This is a genomic window from bacterium, assembly GCA_037131655.1.
In the GTDB taxonomy this organism is placed as follows: Bacteria; Armatimonadota; Fimbriimonadia; order Fimbriimonadales; family JBAXQP01; genus JBAXQP01.
In genome coordinates, this window is record JBAXQP010000058.1 from 1 (window position 1) to 11596 (window position 11596).

12 protein-coding genes are annotated in these 11596 nt (G+C 46.7%); 4 read left to right on the forward strand and 8 right to left on the reverse strand.

Annotation, left to right across the window (positions count from 1 at the left end):
- Both WCO51_04250 and WCO51_04255 read right to left on the reverse strand, forming a co-directional pair.
- On the reverse strand, positions 1 to 1040 hold a 1040-nt coding region (locus WCO51_04250; protein MEI6512471.1), incomplete at its 3' end, for a gluconeogenesis factor YvcK family protein.
- A 51-nt stretch (positions 1041 to 1091) separates the two neighbouring features.
- Complete coding sequence (locus tag WCO51_04255) at positions 1092 to 1478, reverse strand: phage holin family protein (GenBank protein MEI6512472.1); 387 nt, start codon at positions 1476 to 1478, stop codon at positions 1092 to 1094.
- 422 nt (positions 1479 to 1900) lie between these two features.
- Between WCO51_04255 and cmk the strand changes: the two genes are divergently transcribed.
- The gene (gene cmk / locus WCO51_04260; protein ID MEI6512473.1) at positions 1901 to 2575 is read left to right on the forward strand and encodes a (d)CMP kinase; all 675 of its coding nucleotides are present in this window, start codon (positions 1901 to 1903) and stop codon (positions 2573 to 2575) included.
- Positions 2566 to 3234, forward strand: a complete 669-nt coding sequence (locus WCO51_04265; GenBank protein ID MEI6512474.1) for a lysophospholipid acyltransferase family protein — start codon at positions 2566 to 2568, stop codon at positions 3232 to 3234. Before cmk ends, WCO51_04265 begins: the two co-directional genes overlap by 10 nt.
- A 69-nt stretch (positions 3235 to 3303) precedes the next feature.
- Here the strand turns inward: WCO51_04265 and WCO51_04270 are convergent, their stop codons facing one another.
- On the reverse strand, positions 3304 to 4317 hold the full coding sequence (locus WCO51_04270; GenBank protein MEI6512475.1) for a hypothetical protein: 1014 nt from the start codon (positions 4315 to 4317) through the stop codon (positions 3304 to 3306).
- A 157-nt stretch (positions 4318 to 4474) separates the two neighbouring features.
- On the opposite strand from WCO51_04270, the gene WCO51_04275 reads away from it, so the two are divergent.
- Positions 4475 to 6469, forward strand: a complete 1995-nt coding sequence (locus WCO51_04275; GenBank protein MEI6512476.1) for an aldo/keto reductase — start codon at positions 4475 to 4477, stop codon at positions 6467 to 6469.
- Here WCO51_04275 and WCO51_04280 read toward each other — a convergent pair.
- Positions 6454 to 7401: an AEC family transporter gene (locus WCO51_04280; protein ID MEI6512477.1), complete on the reverse strand. Its 948-nt coding sequence runs from the start codon at positions 7399 to 7401 to the stop codon at positions 6454 to 6456. The two genes, WCO51_04275 and WCO51_04280, sit on opposite strands and share 16 nt — an antisense overlap.
- Before the next feature lie 124 nt (positions 7402 to 7525).
- On the reverse strand, positions 7526 to 7729 hold the full coding sequence (locus WCO51_04285; protein MEI6512478.1) for a hypothetical protein: 204 nt from the start codon (positions 7727 to 7729) through the stop codon (positions 7526 to 7528).
- 212 nt (positions 7730 to 7941) lie between these two features.
- Here WCO51_04285 and WCO51_04290 point away from each other — a divergent pair, with 212 nt between their 5' ends.
- On the forward strand, positions 7942 to 9684 hold the full coding sequence (locus WCO51_04290) for a hypothetical protein (protein ID MEI6512479.1): 1743 nt from the start codon (positions 7942 to 7944) through the stop codon (positions 9682 to 9684).
- Here WCO51_04290 and WCO51_04295 read toward each other — a convergent pair.
- The 3 genes from WCO51_04295 to WCO51_04305 all read right to left on the reverse strand — a co-directional run.
- Complete coding sequence (locus WCO51_04295) at positions 9681 to 9878, reverse strand: hypothetical protein (protein MEI6512480.1); 198 nt, start codon at positions 9876 to 9878, stop codon at positions 9681 to 9683. The genes WCO51_04290 and WCO51_04295 overlap by 4 nt on opposite strands.
- A gap of 87 nt (positions 9879 to 9965) precedes the next feature.
- On the reverse strand, positions 9966 to 10679 hold the full coding sequence (locus tag WCO51_04300; protein MEI6512481.1) for a hypothetical protein: 714 nt from the start codon (positions 10677 to 10679) through the stop codon (positions 9966 to 9968).
- Between the two features lie 235 nt (positions 10680 to 10914).
- Positions 10915 to 11596 (reverse strand): class II aldolase/adducin family protein (locus WCO51_04305; protein MEI6512482.1); only part of this gene is annotated, 682 nt, incomplete at its 5' end.

Sequence of the window (11596 nt, forward strand, 5' to 3'; positions counted from 1 at the left end):
GAGTAGTTATCCGTCTCGCCTGGCTGTGTCATCACGTTGCAAACATAGAGTTTAATGGCTTTAGTGCGGTGGATTGCTTCCCCTATAGCGTTGACTAACAAGTTGGGAATAACGCTTGTGTATACACTGCCAGGCCCCATGACGATGATATCGGCCTGTCGTATCGCTGCTAATGCTTCATCCAAAGGCTCGACATCGTCCGGTTTGAGATACATACGGCGGACGCGCAAGGGCGATTCAACAATAGCGGTCTCCCCCTCAACATGCGATCCGTCCTCCATCTCTGCATGAAGCCGCACGCTACTAAGAGTAGAGGGGAGTACACGTCCGCGAATGGCAAGGACTTCGCTAGTCTTCCTAATCGCCGATTCAAAGTCGCCGGTGATGCCCATCATCGCCGCGATAAAGATATTGCCGAAAGCATGTCCTCGAAGGGCAGGCATCTGATCGAAACGGTATTGGAACAGTGCACTTAAGGCAGGTTCAGCATCCGCCAGAGCGACAAGGCAGTTTCGGATATCTCCCGGCGGTAATATTCCCAGCGTCTGCTGCAAGTTCCCCGAACTCCCACCCTCATCGGTAACCGTCACCACCGCAGTGATATTGGAGGTGTAGTACTTGATGCCGCGAAGTAGTGTTGAAAGTCCTGTGCCGCCCCCTACAACAGCAATACGAGGGCCTTGTGCTAGCGCATGCTGCCGTAAGAACTGGTCTGCCAGGTTCGCATTCATGCGTGGGTTCATAGCGTGAGCTATCCGGCGTATTATTAATGTCGCCCCAAGAGCGGTGATCGAGAGGCCAAAAATGATCAACTCAACTCCAAAGGTTGTACGCGCGGGATGGGGGTTAGAGGTCCCCGTTAAAAAACGCAAAGCAGTCTCAACTAATAGGCGAAGTTCTCTGATAGCTGCAATACATTGAAGATCGAAAGTGAGCAGAATGCCCACAACGAGCATCACGACGCCTAGCGTTGTGAGCGACATCCATCTTTTTAGCTTTATCCCTGGTGATAGCCATCTTAACCAATTATTAGTTGCCAATCAAGTCACTCCAAAATCCGGCCGCAAGAGCTTCCGTCATATTGCTTTTAATTACTCATCCTCATAGCGATTATAACGCTTTGGTTCAGGGATAATGATGTTGAGTATCATTGCTACAAACGCAAGGATTATCGAACCAAATAATGCTGCCCAGAAATCATTCACTTCATACCCAAGCTTCAACTGTCCAACCCACCAAAACAACAGCACATTAATCAATACTCCAGCTAGTCCCATGGTAAGGCAGTTGATTGCGCAAGCGAGAAACCTGAGAATTGGGGAAATAACAGCATTAACAAAACCCAGCATCCCTGCGCCAAGCAGGAGTTTGACAGGGTCAGTAACACTCATATGCAGACCAATCTGTTGGCCGACAATGACCGTAATATAGAGGGCAATCGTCAGAACAATCCATCGAATAATAAGGCGTGCCAACATGAGCTAGCTCCTTTCTCTTGTGAGGGTAAAAGCTCCTCTTCTATAATAGCAAAAGAAACCGCGTGTTGTCGAGTAAATATTGCTTTAGTCGTTAGTAGCCTCATTCTTTCCACAACCAATCATAACCCAAAGCATAGGTTGCATTTCATGCTGTAAATAACGCAGGATTATGGGCGATTGATGTAAAATTCATATGTAATGAAGGTGGCTGATTTGTGCTCCCCAAGGTGATAGCATGTCTATACCAACGTTAGCTTATCACCCTAGTAGCACGCTTATAGCGAGCCTCTATCACGTCATGTTAGACGTGATAGAGAGGTGATAGTGACTTGATAGTGACGTGAAGGGTGATTGTTGGTATAGACAGGGATCAGTCTTGGGGTTGCAAAGACACATAGTTTCCAAGAAGGGTTAATTATTTTATGGCTAACGATAATGGCAAGCGATTTGTGGTGGCGATTGATGGACCGAGTGGGGCGGGGAAGAGTACTGTGGCTCGGGGTGTTGCTGAAGCATTAGGGTACATGGTTTTGGATACGGGGGCAATGTATCGTGCGGTTGCGTTTTCTGCAAAGAAACGAGGAATTGCCACGGCATCTATTAATGAGCTTACAGAGATGGCGGCTTCGCTTGATATTCGTTTCGTTGGTGATCCACAAACACCACGATTGATGGTGGATGGGTGCGATATTACCGACTTCATTCGAACCCCTGAAATTGGCAACTTGGCATCCGCTATTTCGGCATTCGAGGGTGTTCGCAAAGTATTGGTGGAGCAGCAGCGGAGAATTGGGGCAAGTGGGGGTATCGTTACAGAAGGGCGTGACCAGACAACGGTGGTTTTTCCCGATGCGAAAGTGAAAGTATTCCTGGATGCTAGCGCAGAAGAGCGGGCGCGACGACGATATGAAGAGTTAGTCGAGAAGGGTCAGGATATAACTTATGAGGATATTCTGGCGCAGCAGATTGAACGCGACGAGAGAGATAGTACCCGTACCCATTCACCTCTGCGAGTTGCAGAGGGGGCGGTTGTGATTGACTCGGATAAATTATCAGCAGAACAAGTGATTGAGAGGATACTGGAGCTATGCAAGTAAACGCGGCTAAGTGGGGTTGGTTCTATAGGAGTTGTAGGGAGATTCTTCGCGCCTTTTTGCGTCTGTTCGGCTCGCTTGAAACACGCGGTCTTGAAAACTTCCCTGTGACAGGTTCCGCCATCATCGCCTGTAATCATGTAAGCTATCTTGATCCACCGACAGTGGCCTGCGCGGTCAAACGCCGCATGCGCTATATGGCTAAGATCGAATTGTTCAAGTATCGGATGACTACGTGGTTTCTTCTGCGTTGGGGCGTGTTTCCTGTGAAGCGTGGGGAAGTTGACCTCGACTCTATTCGCCTGGCGATAGATATTTTGAAGCACGGAGAGGCATTTGTGCTATTCCCCGAGGGCACGCGTAGCCGCGACGGTAGTCTTGGATCCGCTGGGGCTGGAATTGGAATGCTTGCCAAACGTTCCGGCGCATTGGTCGTCCCGACAGCGCTTATCGGCACCGAAAAGGTCTTGGCACCCGATGCCAAACACTTCAGTAGAGCAAAGCGAATCGTTGTCTTCGGCAAACCTCTCTCTTACAAAGACTTCGCCAAAGACCTCCCAGACCACGAGGCTCGCATTAAGTTCGGTGAAGCAATAATGGAAGAAATCAGGCAATTACTAGAAGCCAACGGGAGGCCTGTTCCGGCTAAGACGGAGGCATAGAGAATATTAAAGTACCGGCGCTGTAAGCAACGCCGGTACTTTAAAGTTAATTGGACACAAGTGACACGCCTATTTGGGTGGGGTGTCGGAGGTGTCAATTTTTACGACTATTGTTTGTGTCATAGCCATTGGCGCTTTCATTCCAGGGGTTGATCCTTGGGAAGAGCTTATTGTGGACTTCATGTTGACTTGGGAAGACAGCATTCCATTACCATCACGACTCATCCAAGTATCACCTTCAGAAATTTCGTCCATATTGATGGAGGCTGACGGGCCGCCGGCTGCTTTGGGGTTTTTCCTATCACCCTTACCGGTCATCTTAAACTTGTAGTGGTAAGCAGGTTTGCCTTTGTAGTCTTCTAAGCCTACTAACGTATAAGATGTATCTGTCTTTATTACATCACCCTTCGTACCGGGTTTTGGTTTTCCACCAACAGGAACATCTTTTGATTCATTCCAACTGTTACCTACTACCAAAGGATGTTTGGTCATCTCAGTCGGATAAACCGCGCTTGTAATTGCAAAGGCTTGGGTTACAACCATACCGCCCATTTGGGGAGGTAGATTTGTTGGTTGCGATTGTTTAATGACTTTCCCGTTCGTATCAACAGTTACAGTCTTTGTCGGGAGGGGTTTATCCTTTGGCAGAGTGAATGACATCATCGGATTACCGCCAACTGAAGCTGATAAAACCGTGAGTTTTAAGGTTCCGTTACCCTTTGGGTCGACTTTTAGTGTCTCAACTTTTACGGTTGAGCCATTCGTCATCTTCATCGTACCCTGACCGCTCATCGGGCCTGAGGGCATATCTGCCGACATGTCGCTATTAAACGTCACATATCGCACCTGACCGGGGGTGAACTTGTAGGTGACTGAATAAGCGCCTGTGTTATCAGCTACAGCCGGAACTGTGGTTGAAGTAGCAGAAGTTGGGGCGCCAGCAGTCGTTGGACTGACTACAGCTGGATTGGCAGCGGGCGGGGCTGGGGTAGTGCTGACTTCCGATTTCTTACCGCAACCTGCAGCTATGATTAGAATACCAAGGCAGAGTAAGAATACGAGGAGTGCATTTCTTTGTTTCATTCTTTACCTCCTACGGTAGTGCGGCCTTAAGACCACGTATGTATTATAGTATACTTCACGCCTGCTCAGATGATGATGCTGTACCGATTATCATGCTTTTAATGAGTATTCTTGGTCTATAATTGCATTAATTGATACTCAAACTGAGGTGGTTGCGATGCTTAACTGGGGGATTATTGGGTTGGGGGGAATAGCCCATCGGTTCGCTTCTGAACTGCCGGAGTCTAAGACAGGGAAATTGGTCGCAGTCGGCAGTCGAAGTCAGGAAACAGCGGATAAGTTCGGAGCGCAGTATGGCGTAAGTATGTGTTATGGCAGTTATGAAGCGCTGTTGGCCGACCCAGAGGTGCAGGCGGTATATATCGCTACTCCACACCCGATGCATGCAGAATGGGCGATTAAAGCGGCTGAGGCAGGTAAGCATATCCTGTGCGAAAAGCCCATCACCCTTGACTATTCAGAAGCCACTGCTGTTATAGATGCCGCTAAGCAACACAAAGTCTTTTTGATGGAAGCCTTTATGTATCGATGCCATCCTCAGACCGCCAAACTAGCCGAGTTGATATTTGAGGGTGTCATTGGCGAGGTGAAGCTGATACAGGTATCTTTCAGCTTTCGAGCAAACTTTGATCCTGAGAGCCGCCTTTTTAAGAATGCTTTGGGAGGTGGTGGCATCCTCGATGTTGGATGCTATACGACTACCATGTCGAGCTTAATTGCCGGAGCGGCGCTGGGGCTGCCCTTTGCAGAACCCATTAATGTGGTTGGACGCGGTTGTATTGGCGATACGGGAGTTGATGAATTCACTGCTGCTATTCTAACTTTCCCGAATAATATCATCGCGCAAGTTGCGACGGGTGTTCGCCTCAATCAGGAGAATGTACTTCGCATCTTTGGCACAGAGGGGGACATTTTTGTACCCAACCCCTTTTTCTGCAGCCCACCCAAAATCATCGTGAATGTCGGTCAGAAGTCCAGTGAAGTAGTTGCCGAGCCGTGGGCTTCCCTTTATGCTCAAGAGGCTGATGTTGTGGCCGAAAGTATTGTAAGCGGTAGCTTGCAAGCGCCATCCCCCGCTATGAGTTGGGATGATACCTTAGGCAATATGAAGACACTCGATGCATGGCGCAAGAGCATTGGGGTGATTTATGATGCCGAGAAGCCGACCGCTAACTACCCAACTGTTGATAGAAGACCTCTTCAAGTTAATTCAGAAACTAATATGAAATATGGCCGTATCGAAGGGGTGGACAAGCCGGTTTCGAAGATGGTTATGGGAACTATGTTGGGCGGTGCTTTGTTCCCGCTGCCGCATGCATCGGTGCTTTTTGACGAGTACTTCCGTAACGGCGGGAACTGCTTCGACACGGCGCATGTTTATGGCGAGTCTGATGCTATATTAGGCCAATGGATAAAAAACAGAGGTATTCGAGAGCAGGTGGTTGTTCTCGGCAAAGGCTCGCATACCCCTAATTGCTATCCCGAGCAACTTACCGCGCAGCTTTATGAAACTCTGGAAAACATGCAGACAGATTATCTCGATATCTACATGATGCATAGGGATAATCTTGAAGTTCCTGTTGAAGAGTTTGTTGATGTCCTGAATGAGCACTCAAACGCTGGCCGGATGCGCGCTTTTGGTGGTTCAAATTGGACACTTGAGAGAGTAGCCGCTGCAAACGAGTATGCCAAGAGCAAAGGACTGCAAGGATTTTCTGCGGTGAGCAACAATTTTAGCCTTGCCTGTATGATGAATCCCCCATGGGATGGTTGTCTTTCAGTTTCAGATACCGCTTCACGAGAATGGTTTATTAAAACTCAACTGCCTTTGATGCCTTGGTCAAGCACTGGTATGGGCTTCTTTGTTTTTGGTGATCCCTGCAATCAGTCGGACGATGTATTGGTCAACAGTTGGTATAGTGATGACAACTTTAAGCGGTTATCGAGGGTGAAAGAACTTGCGACTCAGAAAGGGGTCGAGCCAATCCAAATCGCCATGGCTTATGTCCTATGCCAGCCATTCCCGATCTACCCCCTCTTCGGCCCGTCGAATATCTTTGAGTTGCGCATTTCCCTCAAAGCGTTAGACATAAAGCTCACCGAGGACGAGATGAAGTGGCTGAATTTGGAATCGGATTACGGAATTATATGAAGATAGTTCGCCACAGCGACAATGATCGGGAGGATGATGCCGGTGCATGCGGTAGTTAGGACTACAATCGCGCTTCCCATGGTTCCGTCGCATCCGTAGCGTGAGGCGATGATTGCCGAAGTCATCGAAGTGGGCATGGCTGACAAGACCAGAGCAGCCAACGCTACAGGGCCGTGCATATTAAAAATAACAACTATGGCAATGGCAATGAGTGGCGCGACCCCTTGTTTAATAAGGGTTGCTGTTAACAATGGTATAAGCCGTTCTCGAATACCCTTGAAATTAAGTCTAAGCCCCAAAGAGATAACCACTAACGGGACGGTAGCTCCTCCCAGCAGTTGAGCAGGTGTTAGAACCCATTGTGGTAAAACAACCTTGCATAGATTAAATGCTACGCCGATAATCAGCGCTAAAGTCACAGGGGTAAAAAGGCCTTTGAGAAAGTCGATACCGCTGAAAGTTCCTTGGCCTCCGTATTTAATCGCTAATGCCACAGCGAGAGTATATAGAGGTAGGGAAGAGGCAGCGGCATTTATAATGACAGCAGCCCCCGCTGTTCCTGGAACCGAGCCATAGAGCATGTAAACAATAGGGATGCCTAAAAATCCTGTGTTACTGAAGCTTGAGCAAATTCCCATCGTTCCCTGTGATGGACGATTGAGCTTGAGCACTCGTGACATCATGAAACCAAGCAGAAGAGTTATTAGGAGTACTGTCCAAGCAATACCAACCCCGCCTAACACTGACTTTTCGATACGTTGCCCTGCAAGTGCATAAAAGGCAAGCGCTGGCAGAGTAACATCGGTCACCAGCAGATCGAGAATTTCCGAATGGACCGCTTCGAGTTTACGTGAGAGCCGTAGCCATTGCCCGATACCTAATATGATAAAAAAACCTATAAGCAGTGGGGCAACTGAGTTGTTGGCGGGCATAACATCTCCAACGATATATAATACTAGACAGAGAGTGTACCGCTAATGAGGGGGCCTATTCGACTGAAAAAGTGAAAAATCAGAAGCCCCGCATATTAGCGAGACTTCTGATCGTGAAGAAGGCCTATCTAATTTCTTCCGGCCACTCTATTTTTGTTGCTGGTTCAGCAGTTGAGTAATCCCAGTTGTCACAGTCTAACCTACGGCAATAGAGCATCTTCTGCTTCGCAGTATCGTTTGCATCGACGTTAGCTATATACGCAAACCTACAATCCATGCAGAGTTCCGGTTCCATTAATCGAACAATCCTTAGTTCTTTTCTGGTCATCCTTGATCGCCATCCTTATCAAGCTTAATGATATTATCGGAGGGGGGATATAAGGTAATAACCACATCAAGCTAGTATTACTGCTTGATCTGCATTGAATACCGATAATGTTAACAGGTCGAATATTTTTGAAACAAATTGCTCGGTATTCCGTCAATATAGGTGTAAGGTACAATGAACGCAATCATTTTAGGGATATGAAAGGAACAAGGATGAAGATGAGGTGCGCCAAGCAATGGATAGCAAGCGCAATACTCTTTTTAGTAGCCATAGCGGCTTTTGGCCAAAAGTCAGTTGATGAGACCCTGATTGTGAATAATTCAACAGGGACTATTAAGTTGCAATGGCGGCCAATTGACCCACGTAGCGAGTTAATCGTTGGTGGTGGGCGTTTGTTGACGCCTAATACTGACTATCAAATTAACTACGCTTTCGGTCTTATCCAGCTCAGTCAAGTTATTAAACGTGGAGAATCCATTCGCGTTAGTTATACAATTAATCCAAAACAAGCGTCTAGAAACGATCAACCGATAGCGATTCCTTTGGAATTCAATCTAGTAAATCGAGGTTCTGGTTCATTAGCTTTTGCAGGGATATACAACGCCGGTGAGGGCCAAAATGGGACAACCATGCTTGGCCTGAAGGGCGGTTTGAAGCTTAGTGAAACATGGGGATTAACGGGCAATCTATGGGTGGATAATCCCGCAGCCGGTAATGTTATGTCGCAAACGGCGATGAAATTCGGATTGAACGGGAAAATGGCCGGAGCGAAATTGGATTTCGGATATGTTTATGGCGGTGAAGGACTCACTCATAATCAAGCAATCGGGGTAAATAAAGGCCTGGAGAAATTTAACGCTTCGCTAGCTTGGGATCAAGCTAAGAACTGGAAAGCGGGCGTTTATTACAAACAATCTGATGCCCTAAGCAATTCCTTAGAGAGCGCAAGAGAAATAGCAGCGAATTTTGGCACAATCCTTATGCCGGGACTTATACTCGATTATAGCCATAAAATGAATTGGAATGGTGATGAACAAGCTACTGTCACCGATTCTGCAAAGACATCACTTTCTGTTGGCAATACAAAAATCAATGTGAATTGGGGGCAATCTCAAATAGGTTCGACTGTAAGCTCACTTACTGATGCAAAACTAGAAACTGGCGGGCCTAGCGCGAAAATAAATGCTCACTATCGGTCTGTAATTGACCCTGCAGGGACTGATCAATTAAATAGCGATATTCGTGCTGCTCTTATTCCTATGCGTGGTGTTCGAGTTGAAGGAAGCTATGCAGAATTAGTGAATTCATCCGTTGACCGACGGCAGCTATATTCCGGCAAGCTGTTTCTTGAACCATTTGTTGGAATATCTCTAGCTGCAGGCATGTCGGTTAATAACGGACCCCAGCTTATTAATGTTCAAACGATAGAAACAAAGCTGAACCCTTCTCGCTATTTTGAAGTTAGCGGATCAGCGCACCGTTATATATTGAACGAAAATGAAAAGATAGATGCCATAGCTATCAGCACACGAATGAAACCGCTGCGGCCTTTCAGTATTTATGGAACCTATAATGAACATCCGGATGATACCGGTATGCCGATGGAAATAAGTCGCCGCACCTTGGGCGGGGAAGTTCGAATGGGATCGATGTCGATTTCTGGGGCTTATCGATATCAAGAAGATTTACTCAGTCAGGCTTCCCAATGGGGTTATGAGTTTTCCAGCAAGCTCTTCTTTGCAAAATCAACTTTACTTAATATGAGTTACGTGAGAGACGCTTCCTTATTGAATATCCTGAATGGTTCCACAATTTATAAGCTTCAGTTCTCGCATCAACTTGGAATGACTTCGTTGAGCTTGGAAGGCTTCATGAAGCAGTACGATATGAACGGTCTGGTCCAAACAGATAAGAACGAATACCAAGCCCGAGCCAACTTGAGTATAAAGTACTAATCTTCAGGTTCGAAGGCTTTGCGTCCGTGGACTTTTTCATAGGCTTTACAGTAAGGGCATAAGCTTCCTTCTATGCGCTTTACAAACCAGTAGGCAAATCCCCGTTGGTTCTTCCGCGCTTTTTTGCAAACCCCACAACCTTCGCACCTTTTAGCCATCTCCCGATCATTTTCAGATATTGTAAGTTCAGACACAACAATGCTCCTTTAGAATTTTCTAAAGGAGCATTGTTATCGCATCACCTTTAGACGAGGTTAATTTAATCGGAGTAAAACAACTCCTTATGGTTGTTGTCCTGCGTTGGGTTCGGTAGTATGATTCCTTCTACCGCCGCCACGATACTGACTTTGTTGCTCAGGTGGAAGACTGTTGAAAGTGTTTCTCCAAGCAGTGGCTACTTGCTGCATAAAACTTTGCTGTTCTTGTGAAGACATCTTTGTAAATACTTGCATGGTTTGGCTAATAATGTTAGAAATATCGGACGAGGTTAGTTCTCCGTTAGCCCCAGTGCCTATCGGCATGTTGTTTGGCTTGATAGTTGTAACCACGTAGATAGGTGCATCCTCAAAATCTAGCTTTGCAAGTTTAGGATCGTTGGTTTTCGAGAACACGCTCGAATTATTCTGGGCGTCTTGGACAATAATTCCTGAGGACTCAATGCTAATGATTGCTCGCACTTGTGAACATAATGCATCGGCATTTGGAACTTGAGCGGCTTTCTTTACATAAACTCTTCGCCAGGCCGCGTTCCCAACATAACTTACAACATAGTCAAGTGATTGCTCAAGCGTTAGGTTTGAATCAGGTTCTTTCATTTTTGTTTTTATCGAGCGATCACAGACAATACGTACTTTATTTTTAGTTCCCAGTCCATCCAAAATTTTGGTTACATCAGTAAGATCTCTCAATACAACCCTATTGGGGTCATTTTGTGTTTGAGCAATTGCGCACAGGCAAAAAACCGCAGCAATTATCGCAGATAGTAGTATTCTCATTTCTCGTACCTTCCTCCTATATTCAAATAGTTCTTGATTAATAGACGCTATTATATACCTTTTGTTCTGTTCAGCAGAAGATCATAATCAAGAAAATGACAGTTAACCCAATGTCCAACAAACTTTCTCATAGATCCAAATAAAAGGGCAGTCCTTGCGGCAAATTATCACTAGTAGGAAGAAATTACTTCCGTACTAACATCCCTAATTAGAGCAGAAGGTCTATTCAACTAATCTAGAAAATACTCTGCTCAATTCCGAATGAATTGCAGATTGAGCGAAGTTCCTCTACCGTGAGGCCTTCGCCAAGTTCTTGGATGGTTAGGTTTAAGTATTCGTAGTGAGCGGCGGTTTCGGCGTATTCTATGCGGTCGCAGGCTCTTTTGACGGAGGCATCGGAGCGTGCCATTACGCCGTGTTTGGCCCAGAGGACTACTCGGTTATGACGCAGCTTGTCGACCGTTGCGGCCATTAGTTCAGGTGAACCTGGAAGGGTAAAAGGGATGTAGCCGACTCCTTCGGGGAGGTGGACAATGGATTCGGGTTGCCATCTGAGAATGTGGCGGTTCAAATAGGTCTCATCACGATAGCGCGGGATGTGACTTAAATATGTCAGATAAAGAGGTTGGGCATGGATTACGGCATGGAAATTGGTGCCGAAGCCTAATATCTGGTCACGGTGGACTGCTAGGTGCGAGTTGAATTCACTTGTTAGTTTGGCGAATAAGCGTTTGGGGGAAGTGAAGAGCTTTGCGGTCTTGCCTCCCTTGTCTACCACCACGAATCCTAAATTAGCTTCAGGATCAGCCGCCACTTCGCGAAGTCTTCTGCCCGATCCTGTTGCTAGAAATGAGCCTCCAGCTAATTCAGGTTCAGGGGAGGGAAGTTCGATGGTCTCTTCCATAGGAAACTTGCGC